We start from the raw sequence: 16,535 nt of genomic DNA, 5'->3' as shown, positions 1-16,535 counted from the left end.
CTTTTTACTTGTCTAGATTAATCAAAATAAAGCAAGTCTTTGCTGGTGCTTGTGAAGAGGTCAAAGCCATCCTTGGTCACAACACCGCAGTCTTCGATACGAACACCGACCTTACCAGGGATATAGATACCTGGTTCAACAGAGAAGCACATGCCTTCTTCGATGACCATATCGTTTCCTTCCATGATAGATGGGAATTCGTGGACATCCATACCGATACCATGACCGAGACGGTGGTTGAAGTACTCACCATAACCAGCTTTTTCAATGACTTCACGTGCAGCGCGGTCAACTTCATGTGCAGTCACACCTGGCTTGATGAAGTCAAGGGCAGCTTGTTGGGCTTCAAGTGTCAAGTTGTAAATGTCTTTCTTGAATTGGTCAGGCTTACCGACAGCGACCGTACGAGTCATATCTGAGGCGTAGCCATTAACCATGACACCGAGGTCAAAGAGGAGAAGGGCGTCCTTTTCAACTTTGTTTGCACCAGGAATTCCGTGCGGATTTGCAGCGTTATCGCCAGTCAAGACCATAGTATCAAAGCTCATTTCATAGCCTTCACCTTTCATGGCAAAGTCGATTTGGGCAATGATATCTGTTTCTGTTTTATCAAGAGAGATATTGTCAAAACCAACCTTAACAGCCTTATCAGCATAGATACCTGCAACCATCATTTTTTGCACTTCATCAGCTGATTTGATGAGGCGCATGCGTTGGATGCGAGGAGTGAGGTTTTCAAACTCAGCAGTTTCAAAAACTGTTTTCAAACCATGGTATTTGGTCAAGATGAGATTGTCAAACTCAACAGAGACACGTTTGAAATCAAGTTGAGGCAAAGCGTTTTTGATTTTTTGCCATGGATTTTCAGAATCCACATAGCCCACAACTGGGAAGGAAACGGTGCTACTTGCACGTTCTACTTCAAGGGCTGGGACAAAAAGGAGGGGTTCTTGATCCGCTAGAACAAAGAGGAACATTTGGCGTTCATGGGGATCACTGTAAAAGCCAGTGAGGTAATTAATAGTGACGGGGTCAGATACGACAGCGACGTCTAGTTTTTCTGATTCAAGATATGTTACGATTTGTTGTAATTTAGACATATGCTACCTTCTTTCTACCCCTCTATTTTGGCAAAAAAAGAGAGAAAATGCAAGAGAGAAGGGTAAAAGAACAGGCAAAAAGAACTCCGACAAGATAGTGGAGTTCTTTGGTCTGGTTTTCCTTAGTTTAGGTAAAGTCAGCCTTGCTTTTGATGTCACTGTATTCTTCAGCAATTTCTTGGCTGAGAATGTCCTCATAGGCAGGGAGTTGGATGTCCTGACCGTATTTTTTCTTGAGGGCAGTAGTGACTAGGCGATAAGCTAGATTGGCATTGCGAGAGAGGATAGGTCCGTGGAAGTAGGAACCAAAGACATTCTTATAATGAACCCCTTCGCCGACTTTTTCCTCGTTGTTTCCATTTCCATAGACCACCTGTCCTAGAGGTTTTTGGTCATCTGAGAGGAAGGTACGACCCTGGTGATTTTCAAAGCCATAGTAGGTTTCATTGAATTCGTCATTATGGATCTTGATGTCACCGATAAAGCGATTATTGGTCTGGTTGAGGGTATAGTGGCCCATGACCCCTAGCCCTTCGATACGTTTGCCTGAAGCCTCAACATAATATTGACCCAATAGTTGGAAACCACCGCAGATAGCGAGAACTACTCCGTCGTTTTGGATGTAGTTGTCAATGCTCTCTTTTTTAGCAGGTAGGTCGTCTGCAATGATACTCTGTTCAAAGTCTTGACCACCGCCGAAAAAGGCAATATCATAGTGATTTTCATCAAAGTCATCATGGAGAGAAACGATGTTAACCGTCACATGTGCCCCCAGTTTTTCAGCCACATACTTGAGCATGAGGATGTTTCCATTGTCCCCGTAGGTATTCATGAGGTTTCCATAGAGGTGGGCGATGTTGAGCTGATAAGGGTAGTTGCCAGCTTTTGAGGAAAGTGAAGTATAAACCATTAGTTCATCTCCTTTCTAACAATCTGACGACTAGCCAGCAGTTCACGGAATTCCAGCATAGCAGTATAGGTGGCCAGGATATAGGCATGCTTGCATTCTTGGGTCTCAATGGTTTTGAGAACTTGCTCCAGATTGCTTGTCTCAGTGATTTTATCAGCTGGGTAGCCTGTCACTCGTAGACGACGCGCAATTTCAGAATGACGGACACCGCCAGCATTGATTTCAGGAATGTCCATGTTAGTGATTTGTTCAAAATCAGCATCCCAAATCCAGCTAGTATCAATCCCATCAGCATAGTTGGCGTTTAGAAGGACAGATAGGCTAAATGGATAAGGAGCTAGTTTGATCATCTCGATAGCTTGGGTCGCACCGACTGGATTTTTAATCAAGACAAGGGTACATTCTTTATCGCCGATATGGAAGGTTTCCTGGCGTCCAAAGACAGCACGACTCTTATCAAATCCCTGCTTGATGAGTTGTGAATCGGCACCGAGGAAACGGGCGATGGCAACCGCAGCAAGGGCATTGTAGATATTATAGAGTCCACCGATTTGAATGCCGTATTCTTGCCCGTCAATGACAAAGCGGGAGCGATTGTTAGTCAACTCAACCAGTTCTGTCAGACGGTAGTCCAAGTCAGGTCGTTTGCAGCCACAATTTTCGCAGATATAGGACCCCAAGTTGGCATAGGTATTGAGTTCATATTTGAGGATGCCTTGGCAGTCAGGACAGAGGATTCCTTCGGTATTGTAGTGAGCAAGTTTTGCTGGACCTTTCTCCAAGTCAAAACCAAAATACTGAACTGGATTTGGAATAGCTGGCTTGTAGAAAAGCGGACTGTCACCATTGAGGAGAACAGTAGCAGTAGGAACTTTTCGAATAGCGTCCAAAATCATGTTATAAGTCGTGTAAATCTCACCATAACGGTCCATCTGATCACGGAAAATGTTGGTGATGACAAAAAGACTAGGATGGATATAGTCGCAGATACGAGAAAGACTGGCTTCGTCGATTTCGAGGACGGCAATGTTTTTCCCAGTTTTAGAAGATTTGGCTGTTAGGAAGGTTGTTGTAATCCCTGTAATCATGTTGGCACCGCTTGGGTTGGTCAGAACTTGACCATAAACCTCTTTTAAAATGCCGACAGTGAGGGCAGTTGTCAAGGTTTTTCCGTTGGTTCCAGTGACCACGACAATCTCGTAGTTCTTAGCTAGATTTTGTAAAATATCTTTATCAAATTGAAGGGCGAGTTTTCCTGGGAGCGTACTTCCACGGCCAAGACGGCTTAAAACGAAGTGGGAAGAACGCCCAGCAAGAAGGCCCAAAGTAGTTTTTAATTTCATGTTTCTATTATATCATAAAAGAGGGAAAAGACAGATTTGATACTCAATGAAAATCAAAGAGCAAACTAGGAAGCTAGCCGCAGGTTGTACTTGAGTACGGCAAGGTGAAGCTGACGTAGTTTGAATTTGACTTTCGAAGAGTATGAGATTTCGCAGAAGCGAAAACAGCCCAAATAGGGCTGTTAGCTAACAAATCAGTCTCAACTTAAATCGCAAACAAGTCATTCAAGTTCTCAGCCAAGGTTGGGTGAGTGAAGATTTGTTTTGTGAAGTAAGTGTAAGGGATCTTGTTGTCCATAGCAACAGTGATGATGTTGATGATTTCTTGAGAACCTTCTGAGAAGATACTTGCTCCAAGAATTTCTTTTGTTTCAGTATTGACAACTGCTTTGAAGGCACCGCGAAGATCTCCATTTACGTGACCACGAGGCATTGCTGCAACTGGGATTTCCTTCACTGCGTATGGAAGTTTCAAATCAGCTGCTTGGCTTTCAGTCAAACCAACTTGTGAAAGTGCAGGTGTGATGAACATAGTGTTTGGCACATTGAGACGGTCTTCAAGTGTGTAGCTGCCATCTCCAGCAAGGTAGCTGTAGACAACACGGAAGTCATCAAGTGAGATGTAGGTAAATTGAGGTCCACCATTGACGTCTCCAACTGCAAAGACACCAGGAACGTTTGTTTGACAATGTTTGTCTACTTTGATAGCACCACGTTCAGTAAGTTCGATATCTGTATTTTCAAGTTGAAGTGGTTCGACGTTTGGTTTACGTCCAGTTGCGTAGAGAAGGGCATCGAAACGGTAAGTTTCGTTTTCAGTTACGACAAGAACTTGGTCTCCGTCGTTTTTGATTTCAGTAGTACGGATGTTTTGAAGCAATTCAATACCGTCTTCTTCCATGTATTGTTTAGCAAGAGCTGCGATAGAAGGTTCTGCACGAGGTAGGAAAGTATCCAAGGCATCTAGGACTGTTACCTTGCTTCCAAGTTTGTTGTAAAGACCTGCAAATTCAAGACCGATATTTCCACCACCAAGGACACCAAGTTTTTCAGGCAATTTGTCTAAGTTTTGAATACCAGTCGAGTCAAAGACATTCTTACTTGTAGCAAGTCCAGGGATTGGCAAGACGTTTGAAACAGCACCAGTGTTGATAACGATAGTTTCAGCAGTCAGTTCTTGTTTTTCATCACCAGCTTGGATTTCGATGACTTTGTTTGAAAGGAAGTGAGCTTCCGCATCAAAGATATCCACACCTGTACCCGCAACAGTCGCATAGTTTTTACCATTGAGGCGACTAGTGATAGTATTTTTGGTAGCAATGACTTCTTCAAAAGACAAATCTTTCTCAGCAGCAACTAGCAAGGTTTTAGTTGGAATACATCCGATGTTGATACAAGTTCCACCGTACATAGCTTTGCTACGTTCAACGAGGGCAACTTTTTTGCCAGCTGAAGCCAATTTACCAGCTAGTGTTTTCCCAGCTTTACCAAATCCAATAACGATTAAATCATATGTTAACATTTATAGTCCTCCTATTCGATTTTCATTCTAGCATAAGAAAACACTTTTTGCACAAATCTGCTACGGGAAAGACAGAAAAAGATAAAAACGCTTTCCAGACAAAAAACTAGTAATTTTTGGACAAGGTTGATAAACTAAAATCCTATCTATTTTTATATAAAATAGAATAAATGTTCGAAAATAGGAGGTTTTATGAAATCGAATCGTTATATTATTGCCTTTGCTGGGGTCATTTTACACTTAATGCTGGGTTCGACTTATGCTTGGAGTGTTTATCGCAACCCTATTATTGAGAAAACGGGATGGGATCAGGCTTCTGTTGCCTTTGCCTTTAGTCTAGCAATCTTTTGTTTGGGATTATCGGCTGCATTTATGGGGCGTTTGGTAGAAAAATTTGGTCCGAGAGTCATGGGGAGTCTATCTGCTTTTCTATACGCAGGTGGAAATATCTTAACAGGATTTGCAATAGACCGTCAGGAGCTGTGGTTGTTGTATCTCGCTTATGGTATTTTAGGTGGGCTTGGTTTGGGAGCAGGCTATATTACCCCTGTGTCAACGATTATAAAATGGTTTCCTGATAAACGTGGTCTCGCAACAGGTTTAGCGATTATGGGGTTTGGTTTTGCTTCTTTATTGACTAGTCCCATAGCGCAACATCTCATCGCAGGGGTAGGGCTTGTAGAAACTTTTTATATTTTAGGTGCAAGTTACTTTATTATCATGCTCCTAGCTTCACAATTCATTAAGCGTCCAAATGAGCAAGAGCTTGCAATTTTATCTGTTTCAGGGAAAGAAAAAACAGCCTCTTTGACGCAAGGAATGGCTGCGAATCAGGCCCTGAAAAGCAATCGGTTTTATATACTTTGGATTATTTTCTTTATCAACATAGCTTGTGGTTTAGGCTTAATTTCAGCGGCATCGCCAATGGCACAGGAGATGGCTGGCTTGTCTACAAGTCATGCAGCAGTAATGGTGGGCGTTTTAGGGATTTTCAATGGGTTTGGTCGTTTGCTCTGGGCGAGTTTATCTGACTATATCGGTCGCCCTCTAACCTTTAGTATATTACTGCTTGTCAATCTTTTCTTTTCTCTCTCACTTTGGCTCTTTACAGATTCCGTTTTATTTGTAGTCGCTATGTCTATTTTGATGACTTGCTATGGAGCTGGTTTTTCATTGATTCCGGCTTATCTCAGTGATATTTTTGGAACCAAGGAATTGGCTGCTCTGCATGGATATATTTTAACAGCTTGGGCAATGGCTGGTTTAGCAGGGCCTATTTTATTAGCAGAGACTTATAAAATAGCTCATTCTTACACACAAACCTTGTTCGTTTTTCTCATTTTATATAGTATAGCCTTGGCTTTGTCTTATTATCTAGGTCGTTCAATCAAAAAGGAAATCCAAAAACCGCTTACATGATTTTCCTAATGGATTCTACTATCTTTTGCTTCTCTCTTGTGTTATACTAGATAGGTTGCAAAGAAACTCATACTTTTCTTTCGTGGAAAAGAAGCAACACGGTATCTCGTTTGAAGAAGATACGTCATGAAAAGAAAAGTATAAACTAAGCGCTATAGGATGGCTTCGCACCATCTTTAGAAAGAAGAAAAACGTGAAATTTAATGAATTTAACTTGTCTGCTGAATTGCTAGCAGAGATTGAAAAAGCTGGATTTGTAGAAGCCAGTCCCATCCAAGAACAGACCATTCCCTTGGCTCTCGAAGGAAAAGACGTTATCGGTCAAGCTCAGACTGGTACAGGAAAAACTGCAGCCTTTGGCTTGCCAACCCTTGAAAAAATCCGTACAGAAGAAGCGACCATCCAAGCCTTGGTTATCGCTCCAACTCGTGAGCTCGCTGTCCAAAGTCAAGAGGAGCTTTTCCGCTTTGGCCGTAGCAAAGGAGTGAAAGTTCGCTCAGTTTACGGTGGTTCCAGCATTGAAAAACAAATCAAGGCCCTTAAATCGGGTGCTCACATCGTAGTCGGAACACCAGGCCGTCTCTTGGACTTGATTAAACGCAAGGCCTTGAAATTACAAGATATTGAAACCCTAATCCTTGATGAAGCGGATGAAATGCTCAACATGGGCTTCCTTGAAGACATCGAAGCCATCATTTCTCGTGTCCCTGAAAATCGTCAAACCTTGCTCTTTTCAGCAACCATGCCAGATGCTATCAAACGTATCGGTGTTCAGTTTATGAAGGACCCTGAGCATGTCAAGATTGCTGCCAAGGAATTGACAACAGAGCTGGTTGATCAGTACTATATCCGTGTCAAGGAACAAGAGAAATTTGATACTATGACACGTCTCATGGATGTGGAACAACCAGAACTTGCTATCGTATTTGGTCGTACCAAACGCCGTGTAGATGAATTGACTCGTGGACTTAAAATTCGTGGCTTTCGTGCTGAAGGAATTCATGGTGACTTAGACCAAAATAAACGTCTTCGTGTCCTTCGTGATTTTAAAAATGGGAATCTTGATGTTCTAGTTGCGACTGACGTGGCAGCACGTGGTTTGGATATTTCAGGTGTGACCCATGTCTACAACTACGATATTCCACAAGATCCTGAAAGTTACGTTCACCGTATCGGTCGTACAGGTCGTGCTGGTAAGTCAGGTCAATCTATTACCTTTGTTTCTCCAAATGAAATGGGCTACCTTCAAATTATTGAAAACTTGACTAAGAAGCGCATGAAAGGCTTGAAACCAGCGACAGCAGAAGAAGCCTTCCAAGCTAAGAAACAAGTAGCGCTCAAGAAAATCGAACGAGACTTCGCAGACGAAGCCATTCGTGGGAACTTCGAGAAATTTGCTAAAGATGCTCGTAAGTTAGCTGCAGAATTTAGTCCAGAAGAATTGGCTATGTATATCTTGAGTCTGACAGTCCAAGATCCAGACAGCCTTCCTGAAGTGGAGATTGCGCGTGAAAAACCACTGCCATTTAAACCATCAGGTAATGGCTTTGGTGGCAAAGGCAAGGGAGGTCGAGGAGGCCGTCGTGGAGATGACCGTCGAGATCGTAATCGCCGTGGCAATGGTCGCCGTGATGATTTCAAGAAAGGCAGTCGTGGAAACGACCGTTTTGATAAAGACAGACGGTACCGTAATAAAGACAATAAAAAACCTCGCAACACTTCAAGCGAAAAGAAAACCGGTTTTGTTATTCGTAACAAAGGAGACAAATAGAAAAAAGCGATTCACAGAGTGAATCGCTTTTATATATAAGGAGACCGATAGTAAAAGAAGATGGTGATAGTAAAGGATAGGTGAAACGGAAAGGGATTTATCATGTCATCTTCTTATGATGTTATAATATCAAAAATAAAATAGGATGTCAATAAAAAAATCGCTTTTTTTCTAAAATATTTTTGCTGTTCAAAATTGCAATTAAATAAGCAATTTTCAGATAATTATTGAAATAAAGACTTTTCTATGTTATAATGGAAGCGATTATATGCGAGGTAAAAAATGGCACATTTATTAGAAAAAACAAGAAAAATCACGTCTATTCTAAAGCGCTCTGAGGAGCAACTCCAAGATGAACTTCCTTACAATGCGATCACACGCCAGTTAGCTGATATTATTGACTGTAACGCTTGTATTGTGAATAACAAGGGACGTCTCTTGGGTTACTTTATGCGTTATAAGACCAATAATGACCGTGTAGAACAATTCTTCCAAACCAAAACCTTCCCTGACGTCTATGTACAAGGGGCAAACATGATCTATGATACGGAAGCCAATCTTCCTGTTGAGCATGATTTGACCATTTTCCCTGTGGAGAGCCGTGCGGACTTTCCAGATGGGTTGACGACCATCGCTCCGATTCATGTATCAGGGATTCGCCTAGGTTCGTTGATTATTTGGCGCAATGATAAGAAGTTTGAAGATGAAGATTTGATCCTTGTCGAGATTGCGAGCACGGTTGTGGGAATTCAACTATTGAACTTCCAACGTGAAGAAGATGAGAAAAATATTCGCCGTCGTACAGCTGTTACTATGGCGGTCAACACCCTTTCCTATTCAGAACTTCGTGCCGTATCAGCTATTTTAGCTGAATTGGATGGAAATGAAGGGCAGCTGACTGCATCAGTTATTGCAGACCGTATTGGCATTACACGTTCAGTGATTGTCAATGCGCTTCGTAAACTGGAGTCAGCGGGAATTATTGAGAGTCGTTCATTAGGAATGAAGGGGACTTATCTCAAAGTTCTAATTGGTGATATTTTTGAGGAAGTGAAAAAGAGGGACTACTAATGGCAAAAGCTTTAATCTCGATTGACTATACAGAGGATTTCGTAGCAGACCATGGAAAGCTAACTGCTGGCGCACCCGCTCAAGCAATATCAAAAGCCATTGATCAGGCAACCAGATTAGCTTTTGATCGTGGAGACTATGTCTTTTTCACCATTGATGCTCATGAGGAGAAGGATACATTCCACCCAGAAAGCAAGCTCTTTCCACCACACAACATCATCGGAACTAGTGGGCGTAACCTTTATGGCCCCCTAGCTGACTTTTATGCTGAGCATGAGGCGGATAGTCGCGTCTTTTGGATGGACAAGCGTCACTATTCAGCATTTTCAGGAACGGACTTAGATATCCGTTTGCGGGAACGTCGGGTTGATACTGTTATCTTAACAGGTGTTTTGACGGATATTTGTGTTCTTCATACGGCTATTGATGCCTATAATTTAGGTTATCAAATCGAGATTGTCAAGCCTGCGGTTGCCTCTATTTGGCCGGAAAATCATCAGTTTGCTCTTGGTCATTTCAAGAACACATTGGGAGCAAAATTACTGGATGAAAACCTTGCTGAAATTGAACTATAAGCCTGTTGGAAAAATGAAAAAAATCTGAAAAAAGTGTTGACAAAGATTTTGAAAGTTGATATACTAGTAAAGTAATCGACGCGGGGATGGCGGAATTGGCAGACGCGCAGGACTAAGGATCCTGTGACCGCTTTAGGTCGTGAGGGTTCAAGTCCCTCTCTCCGCATAGGGTAAGAGTTAGCTTTGGCTAGCTCTTTTTTTGTTAGCACGCATAGTGATTATTCAACAAGAGAGGTCTACCTTTCTTGTTTTTTCTTTTCTTTTAAATAGTGCTATAATATAGATAGAAAGTAACTGCAAAAAGTCTTATATGAAAGATCATCGAGTAATGGATACTAATAGGCTTGGTTAAAACGGATATATAAGGTAGGAAAGGAGGAGTAGATAGTCATTTGGTATTTGAAATGAGTATTTCAAAAGTGTAAAGGAGGATTACGATGGTTAATGAACTTCAACGAATAATGAGCGCCTTTATTCAAATTCTCTTTATTATTTTACTACCTTCTATCTGGTGGTTTATGACTATGAGGGGGAAAGTTCCATTTATGGAATGGATCGGACTAAAAGCTATCAAAAGAGTAAAAACCTTGCATCTGATTTTATGGATGGTGGGGGGATTTTCCTTATTTACTATTTTTTCTATCCTTATCTTTCCTCTTACGCGTAGTCTAGAAACAGCTACTTCAGCTTTTTCTGCTATGGAATATAAGGCTTTACCAAGTATTCTAATTTACAGTATTTTGCAAACATCTTTACCAGAGGAACTATTATTTAGAGGTTTTCTACTGAAACGAATGGCAAATCACATGCCGTTTGTCTTTGCAAATACCATACAGGCCTTCGCTTTTGGATTGCTTCATGGAGTATTGTTTGCTTCAGCAGTGAGTTTGGGAGTCACTTTTTTCATTGTATTTTTTACTGGAGCAATAGCAGCTTATCTTGGTTTTGTTAATGAAAAGATAGCAGGAGGATCAATTTTACCAAGTTGGCTAATGCATGCCACAGCCAACATCCTCTCTGGTTTAGTTTCTGCATTTTCTTTGCTTTGAGTGGATGCAGTTATAAAAACGAAGCTGGTAGAAATACCGGCTTTTTTTCAAAAAATAAATCAAAAATTTTTTTCGATTTCATAAACATTTCATATTTGGATTTTATAATAGTCTTACAAATATGGAGGTGACAAATGAATCCAATCCAAAGAGCTTGGGCTTATGTCAGCAGAAAACGACTGAGAAGTTTTATTTTATTTCTGATTTTATTTGTCCTTTTAGCAGGAATTTCAGCCTGTTTGACTCTGATGAAGTCCAACAAAACAGTAGAAAGCAATCTTTACAAATCACTCAATACTTCTTTTTCTATCAAAAAGATCGAAAATGGACAGACCTTCAAGTTGTCTGACCTAGCATCCGTGAGCAAGATTAAGGGACTGGAAAATGTCTCTCCTGAACTTGAGACGGTCGCAAAACTGAAAGACAAGGAAGCGGTGAGTGGTGAGCAGAGCGTAGAACGTGATGATTTGTCAGCTACAGACAAGAACTTGGTTAGCTTAACGGCTCTTGAGGATTCATCCAAGGATGTCACCTTTACCAGTTCAGCTTTCAATTTAAAAGAAGGGCGACACCTTCAAAAAGGGGATTCCAAGAAAATCCTGATCCACGAAGAGTTGGCCAAGAAGAACGGTCTTTCGCTTCATGATAACATTCGCTTGGATGCTGGTCAGTCCGAAGCTGGAAAAGGGCAAACAGTAGAGTTTGAAATTGTCGGCATCTTTTCTGGAAAAAAACAAGAGAAGTTCACAGGCTTGTCTTCTGACTTCAGTGAAAACCAAGTCTTTACAGACTATGAAAGTAGCCAAACCCTTCTGGGAAATAGTGAACCGCAGGTCAGTGCAGCGCGCTTCTATGTAGAAAATCCTAAGGAAATGGACGGACTCATGAAGCAGGTAGAAAACTTGGCTTTAGAAAGTCAAGGCTACCAAGTCGAGAAGGAAAGCAAGGCCTTTGAACAAATCAAAGACTCAGTGACAACCTTCCAAACCTTCCTCACCATCTTCCTTTATGGGATGTTGATAGCAGGAGCAGGAGCCTTAATTTTGGTCTTGTCTCTCTGGTTGAGAGAAAGGGTCTACGAAGTGGGAATTCTTCTGGCACTTGGAAAAGGCAAGAGTTCGATCTTCCTCCAGTTCTTTTTAGAGGTCGTTTTGGTATCACTTGGAGCTTTGCTTCCATCATTTATCGCTGGAAATGCCATCACATCCTATCTACTCCAAACTGTACTAGCCAGTGGAGATCAGGCAACCTTACAGGATACGCTGGCCAAAGCAAGTGGTCTATCAACCAGTCTCCTATCCTTTGCAGAATCCTATGTCTTTCTGCTCCTGATTGGTTGCTTATCAGTAGCCCTTTGTTTCGTATTTCTATTTAGAAAATCGCCGAAAGAAATTTTATCATCTATTAGTTAATACTCTTCGAAAATCTCTTTAAACCGTGTCAGTCTTATCTGCAACCTCAAAGCTGTGCTTTGAGCAACCTGCGGCTAGCTTCCTAGTTTAATCTTTGATTTTCATTGAGTATAAGAAGGAGAAATCATGACTTTATTACAATTGCAAGATGTTACCTACCGTTATAAGAACACTGCTGAAGCAGTTTTATATCAGATCAAGTATAATTTTGAACCCGGAAAATTTTATAGTATCATTGGTGAGTCAGGAGCAGGAAAATCCACTCTCTTGTCCCTGCTTGCTGGTCTAGATAGTCCTGTTGAAGGTTCTATCCTTTTCCAAGGAGAGGACATTCGGAACAAGGGGTATTCTTACCATCGCATGCACCATATTTCCCTGGTCTTTCAAAATTATAACTTGATAGATTATCTTTCTCCGCTGGAAAATATCCGCTTGGTCAACAAAAAGGCAAGGAAGGATACACTTCTTGAACTTGGTTTGGATGAAAGTCAGATCAAGCGGAACGTTCTCCAGTTATCAGGTGGTCAACAGCAACGTGTTGCCATCGCTCGTAGTTTAGTCTCAGAGGCTCCAGTTATTCTAGCTGATGAGCCAACAGGAAATCTGGACCCTAAAACTGCTGGAGATATTATCGAACTGCTCAAATCACTTGCCGAGAAAACAGGTAAATGTGTGATCGTCGTCACCCACAGTAAAGAAGTGGCACAAGCGTCAGATATTACACTTGAATTGAAGGATAAGAAACTGACTGAAACTCGCAATACTACAAAATAAGATGAGCTTGTTTTGATAGAATTATTAAATCAAATCTAGAAAGGGAACCTATGTTACACAACGCATTTGCCTATGTTACAAGGAAGTTTTTCAAATCGATTGTTATCTTCCTGATTATTCTCCTCATGGCGAGCTTGAGTTTGGTCGGCTTGTCGATCAAGGGAGCTACTGCCAAGGCTTCTCAGGAGACATTTAAAAATATCACCAATAGCTTCTCCATGCAAATCAATCGTCGCGTCAATCAAGGAACGCCACGTGGTTCTGGGAATATCAAGGGTGAGGATATCAAAAAAATCACCGAAAACAAGGCCATCGAGTCTTATGTTAAACGGATCAATGCTATCGGAGATTTGACTGGATATGACCTCATCGAAACACCAGAAACCAAGAAAAATCTCACTGCTGACCGTGCCAAGCGTTTTGGAAGTAGTTTGATGATTACAGGTGTCAATGACTCCTCTAAAGAAGATAAGTTTGTCTCTGGCTCATATAAGCTGGTTGAAGGTGAGCACCTAACCAACGACGACAAAGACAAGATCCTCATGCACAAGGACTTGGCAGCCAAACACGGTTGGAAAGTCGGAGATAAGGTCAAACTGGACTCCAATATCTACGATGCAGACAATGAAAAAGGTGCCAAGGAAACAGTTGAAGTGACTATCAAGGGACTCTTTGATGGGCACAATAAGTCTGCAGTAACCTACTCACAAGAACTCTATGAAAACACAGCTATCACAGACATTCACACTGCTGCAAAACTTTATGGATACACAGAAGACACAGCTATTTATGGGGACGCAACCTTCTTTGTAACAGCAGACAAGAACTTGGATGACGTCATGAAAGAGTTGAATGGTATCAGTGGTATCAACTGGAAGAGCTACACACTTGTGAAGAGCTCCTCTAACTACCCAGCTCTAGAGCAATCCATCTCTGGTATGTACAAGATGGCCAACCTCCTCTTCTGGGGTAGCTTGAGCTTCTCAGTTCTTCTCCTTGCCCTCTTGCTCAGTCTTTGGATCAATGCCCGTCGCAAGGAAGTAGGAATCCTCCTCTCTATCGGTCTCAAGCAGGCAAGTATCTTGGGGCAATTCATTACCGAATCTATCTTGATTGCCATCCCTGCTCTCGTTTCTGCTTACTTCCTAGCCAACTACACAGCTCGTGCCATCGGAAATACTGTTCTTGCCAATGTCACTTCAGGTGTTGCCAAGCAAGCCAGTAAGGCTGCTCAAGCCTCTAATCTTGGTGGTGGTGCAGAAGTAGACGGCTTTAGCAAGACCTTGTCGAGCCTAGATATTTCTATTCAGACATCAGACTTTATCATCGTCTTTGTCCTTGCCTTGGTTCTAGTGGTTCTCGTTATGGCGCTTGCCTCAAGCAATCTCCTCAGAAAACAACCAAAAGAACTCTTGCTCGATAGCGAATAAAAAACTTGCTACCTATTCTCCCCTAAATGGGGTATAATATAGGTAGCATTTTTATCTATTTTATCTTGATAAGGACTCTTCCTATCAGGATGAAACAGAGAAGATTTACAAGAAATTTAAAGGAATGTGAAACGTTTTTTCTATGAAAATTTTAATTGTAGAAGATGAAGAGATGATCCGTGAGGGGATCAGTGACTATTTGACGGATTGTGGTTATGAAACCATTGAGGCAGCAGACGGTCAGGAAGCTCTAGAAAAATTTTCCAGCTATGAAGTAGCCCTGGTTTTACTGGATATCCAGATGCCCAAGCTTAATGGCCTCGAAGTCCTAGCTGAGATTCGTAAGACCAGTCAGGTTCCTGTCTTGATGCTGACCGCCTTTCAGGATGAAGAATACAAGATGAGCGCCTTTGCTTCTCTAGCAGATGGTTATCTGGAAAAGCCCTTCTCTCTCTCCCTTCTAAAAGTGAGGGTGGATGCAATTTTCAAGCGCTACTACGATACGGGACGAGTCTTCTCCTATAAGGATACCAAGGTGGATTTTGAGAGTTACAGTGCAAGCCTCGCAGGTCAAGAAGTGGCCATTAATGCCAAAGAGTTGGAAATTCTGGACTATCTGGTGAAAAATGAAGGACGGGCCTTGACTCGTTCTCAGATTATCGATGCGGTCTGGAAGGCAACAGATGAGGTCCCCTTTGACCGTGTTATTGATGTCTACATCAAAGAACTGCGGAAAAAGCTAGACCTGGATTGTATCCTCACTGTGCGCAATGTTGGTTATAAATTGGAGCGAAAATGAAACGAACAGGTTTATTTACAAAGATATTTATCTATACCTTCTCGATTTTTAGTGTTCTGGTTATTTGTCTTCATTTAGCCATTTATTTTCTCTTTCCCTCGACTTATCTAAGCCATCGTCAGGAAACCATTGGTCAGAAAGCGACAGCCATTGCCCAGTCCCTGGATGGAAAAGATAGGCAGAATATTGAGCAAGTCTTAGACTTGTATTCCCAGACCAGTGATATCAAAGGAGCTGTCAAGGGAGAGATGACCGAGGACAAGTTAGAAGTCAAGGACAATCTTCCTCTGGATACGGATCGCCAGACCACTTCCCTCTTTATCGAGGAGCGTGAGGTGAAAACGCAAGATGGTAGCACCATGACTCTCCAATTTCTAGCTTCAATGGACTTGCAAAAGGAAGCAGAGCAGATTAGTCTCCAATTTCTTCCTTATACCTTGCTGGCATCCTTCCTGATTTCCCTCTTGGTGGCCTACATCTATGCTCGGACCATTGTTGCCCCGATTTTGGAAATCAAGCGGGTGACCCGTCGGATGATGGATTTGGATGCTCAAGTGCGATTGCGTGTAGATTCTAAGGATGAGATTGGTGATCTCAAGGAACAAATCAATAGCCTTTACCAGCACCTTTTGACTGTCATTGCGGACTTGCATGACAAGAATGAAGCTATTCTCCAGCTGGAGAAGATGAAGGTTGAGTTTCTTCGAGGGGCTTCCCATGAACTGAAAACACCTCTGGCCAGCTTGAAAATCCTAATCGAAAATATGAAAGAAAATGTCGGCCGTTATAAGGATAGAGACCATTATCTTGGAGTTGCCTTGGGAATTGTGGATGACCTCAGTCATCACGTTCTCCAGATATTGTCTCTTTCTTCTGTTCAGGAATTGCGAGACGAGAAAGAAGAGATTGACCTCCTTCAGATGACGCAAAGTCTGGTTAATGATTATGCTTTGCTCGCCAAGGAGAGAGAACTTCAGGTAGACATTAGCCTAACCCGTCAGCAAGCTTACATAAACCCATCTGTCATGAAACTGATATTATCGAATCTCATCAGCAATGCTATCAAGCACTCCACTCTAGGTGGCTTGGTTCATATCGGCGAGAGAGAAGGAGAACTCTTTATCGAGAATAGCTGTAGTCCTGAAGAACAAGAAAAACTGGCCCAGTCTTTTTCTGAAAATGCTAGTCGTAAGGCCAAGGGTTCGGGGATGGGACTCTTTGTGGTCAAAAGTTTATTAGAACATGAGAAATTACCTTATCATTTTGAGATGCAGGATGCTCGATTGACCTTCTTCATACGTTATCCCAAAGTCACTCAGGACTAAGGAGAAGAAAGGGGTTACATTGATTGGATTGGAAG

Annotated in this window: 14 protein-coding genes and 1 tRNA gene; 11 read left to right on the top strand and 4 right to left on the bottom strand. The window is 41.9% G+C overall.

Annotated features, from left to right (window positions below; genetic code table 11):
- Nucleotides 1–17: 17 nt before the first annotated feature.
- The 4 genes from D8863_RS06060 to D8863_RS06045 all read right to left on the bottom strand — a co-directional run bounded on the left by D8863_RS06060 (nt 18) and on the right by D8863_RS06045 (nt 4,875).
- Complete coding sequence (locus D8863_RS06060; protein WP_125441385.1) at nt 18–1,100, bottom strand: M24 family metallopeptidase; 1,083 nt, start codon at nt 1,098–1,100, stop codon at nt 18–20.
- A 127-nt stretch (nt 1,101–1,227) separates the two neighbouring features.
- Complete coding sequence (gene gatD / locus D8863_RS06055) at nt 1,228–2,010, bottom strand: lipid II isoglutaminyl synthase subunit GatD (protein ID WP_125441384.1); 783 nt, start codon at nt 2,008–2,010, stop codon at nt 1,228–1,230.
- Nucleotides 2,010–3,353 carry a lipid II isoglutaminyl synthase subunit MurT gene (gene murT, locus D8863_RS06050; RefSeq protein WP_125441383.1) on the bottom strand — a complete coding sequence of 448 codons (1,344 nt, stop codon included), beginning with the start codon at nt 3,351–3,353 and terminating at the stop codon, nt 2,010–2,012. The genes gatD and murT overlap by 1 nt, the downstream gene beginning before the upstream one ends.
- 205 nt (nt 3,354–3,558) lie before the next feature.
- Complete coding sequence (locus D8863_RS06045) at nt 3,559–4,875, bottom strand: FAD-containing oxidoreductase (protein WP_000958953.1); 1,317 nt, start codon at nt 4,873–4,875, stop codon at nt 3,559–3,561.
- 192 nt (nt 4,876–5,067) lie between these two features.
- On the opposite strand from D8863_RS06045, the gene D8863_RS06040 reads away from it, so the two are divergent.
- From D8863_RS06040 to vncS, 11 genes are all read left to right on the top strand, one after another.
- Nucleotides 5,068–6,294, top strand: a complete 1,227-nt coding sequence (locus D8863_RS06040) for an L-lactate MFS transporter (protein WP_000841589.1) — start codon at nt 5,068–5,070, stop codon at nt 6,292–6,294.
- A 193-nt stretch (nt 6,295–6,487) separates the two neighbouring features.
- Nucleotides 6,488–8,065, top strand: a complete 1,578-nt coding sequence (cshA, locus tag D8863_RS06035) for a degradosome RNA helicase CshA (protein WP_125441382.1) — start codon at nt 6,488–6,490, stop codon at nt 8,063–8,065.
- Nucleotides 8,066–8,347: 282 nt separating this feature from the next.
- Nucleotides 8,348–9,136 carry a GTP-sensing pleiotropic transcriptional regulator CodY gene (gene codY, locus D8863_RS06030; protein ID WP_000940724.1) on the top strand — a complete coding sequence of 263 codons (789 nt, stop codon included), beginning with the start codon at nt 8,348–8,350 and terminating at the stop codon, nt 9,134–9,136.
- Nucleotides 9,136–9,711, top strand: coding sequence for a cysteine hydrolase family protein (locus D8863_RS06025; RefSeq protein ID WP_007520431.1), 576 nt, complete (start codon nt 9,136–9,138; stop codon nt 9,709–9,711). Before codY ends, D8863_RS06025 begins: the two co-directional genes overlap by 1 nt.
- 80 nt (nt 9,712–9,791) lie before the next feature.
- Nucleotides 9,792–9,877, top strand: a tRNA-Leu gene (locus D8863_RS06020).
- 271 nt (nt 9,878–10,148) lie between these two features.
- The gene (locus D8863_RS06015) at nt 10,149–10,760 is read left to right on the top strand and encodes a CPBP family intramembrane glutamic endopeptidase (protein ID WP_125441381.1); all 612 of its coding nucleotides are present in this window, start codon (nt 10,149–10,151) and stop codon (nt 10,758–10,760) included.
- Nucleotides 10,761–10,894: 134 nt separating this feature from the next.
- Nucleotides 10,895–12,172, top strand: coding sequence for an ABC transporter permease (locus D8863_RS06010; RefSeq protein ID WP_125441380.1), 1,278 nt, complete (start codon nt 10,895–10,897; stop codon nt 12,170–12,172).
- Between the two features lie 126 nt (nt 12,173–12,298).
- Nucleotides 12,299–12,946: an ABC transporter ATP-binding subunit Vex2 gene (gene vex2 / locus D8863_RS06000; protein WP_125441379.1), complete on the top strand. Its 648-nt coding sequence runs from the start codon at nt 12,299–12,301 to the stop codon at nt 12,944–12,946.
- Between the two features lie 50 nt (nt 12,947–12,996).
- Nucleotides 12,997–14,376, top strand: a complete 1,380-nt coding sequence (gene vex3 / locus D8863_RS05995; RefSeq protein WP_000903002.1) for an ABC transporter permease subunit Vex3 — start codon at nt 12,997–12,999, stop codon at nt 14,374–14,376.
- Nucleotides 14,377–14,518: 142 nt separating this feature from the next.
- Nucleotides 14,519–15,175, top strand: coding sequence for a response regulator transcription factor VncR (gene vncR, locus D8863_RS05990; RefSeq protein ID WP_000697942.1), 657 nt, complete (start codon nt 14,519–14,521; stop codon nt 15,173–15,175).
- A complete protein-coding gene (gene vncS / locus D8863_RS05985; RefSeq protein WP_125441378.1) occupies nt 15,172–16,500 on the top strand; it encodes a sensor histidine kinase VncS in 1,329 nt (442 codons plus the stop codon). Before vncR ends, vncS begins: the two co-directional genes overlap by 4 nt.
- The last annotated feature ends 35 nt before the right edge of the window (nt 16,501–16,535 follow it).

The sequence above is a fragment of the Streptococcus oralis genome, from assembly GCF_003943825.1.
Lineage (GTDB): Bacteria > Bacillota > Bacilli > Lactobacillales > Streptococcaceae > Streptococcus > Streptococcus oralis_CD.
The sequence above is the reverse complement of the archived record's forward strand: the minus strand, read 5'-3'. Positions and strand labels throughout refer to the sequence as shown.

Excerpts from the sequence above, each read along its gene's own strand:
- D8863_RS06040 (WP_000841589.1), top strand. The coding sequence starts at position 5,068 with ATGAAATCGAATCGTTATATTATTGCCTTTGCTGGGGTCATTTTACAC.
- vncR (WP_000697942.1), top strand. The coding sequence starts at position 14,519 with ATGAAAATTTTAATTGTAGAAGATGAAGAGATGATCCGTGAGGGGATC.
- D8863_RS06045 (WP_000958953.1), bottom strand. The coding sequence starts at position 4,875 with ATGTTAACATATGATTTAATCGTTATTGGATTTGGTAAAGCTGGGAAA.
- D8863_RS06060 (WP_125441385.1), bottom strand. The coding sequence starts at position 1,100 with ATGTCTAAATTACAACAAATCGTAACATATCTTGAATCAGAAAAACTA.
- vex3 (WP_000903002.1), top strand. The coding sequence starts at position 12,997 with ATGTTACACAACGCATTTGCCTATGTTACAAGGAAGTTTTTCAAATCG.
- D8863_RS06025 (WP_007520431.1), top strand. The coding sequence starts at position 9,136 with ATGGCAAAAGCTTTAATCTCGATTGACTATACAGAGGATTTCGTAGCA.
- vncS (WP_125441378.1), top strand. The coding sequence starts at position 15,172 with ATGAAACGAACAGGTTTATTTACAAAGATATTTATCTATACCTTCTCG.
- D8863_RS06015 (WP_125441381.1), top strand. The coding sequence starts at position 10,149 with ATGGTTAATGAACTTCAACGAATAATGAGCGCCTTTATTCAAATTCTC.
- codY (WP_000940724.1), top strand. The coding sequence starts at position 8,348 with ATGGCACATTTATTAGAAAAAACAAGAAAAATCACGTCTATTCTAAAG.
- D8863_RS06010 (WP_125441380.1), top strand. The coding sequence starts at position 10,895 with ATGAATCCAATCCAAAGAGCTTGGGCTTATGTCAGCAGAAAACGACTG.
- murT (WP_125441383.1), bottom strand. The coding sequence starts at position 3,353 with ATGAAATTAAAAACTACTTTGGGCCTTCTTGCTGGGCGTTCTTCCCAC.
- vex2 (WP_125441379.1), top strand. The coding sequence starts at position 12,299 with ATGACTTTATTACAATTGCAAGATGTTACCTACCGTTATAAGAACACT.
- gatD (WP_125441384.1), bottom strand. The coding sequence starts at position 2,010 with ATGGTTTATACTTCACTTTCCTCAAAAGCTGGCAACTACCCTTATCAG.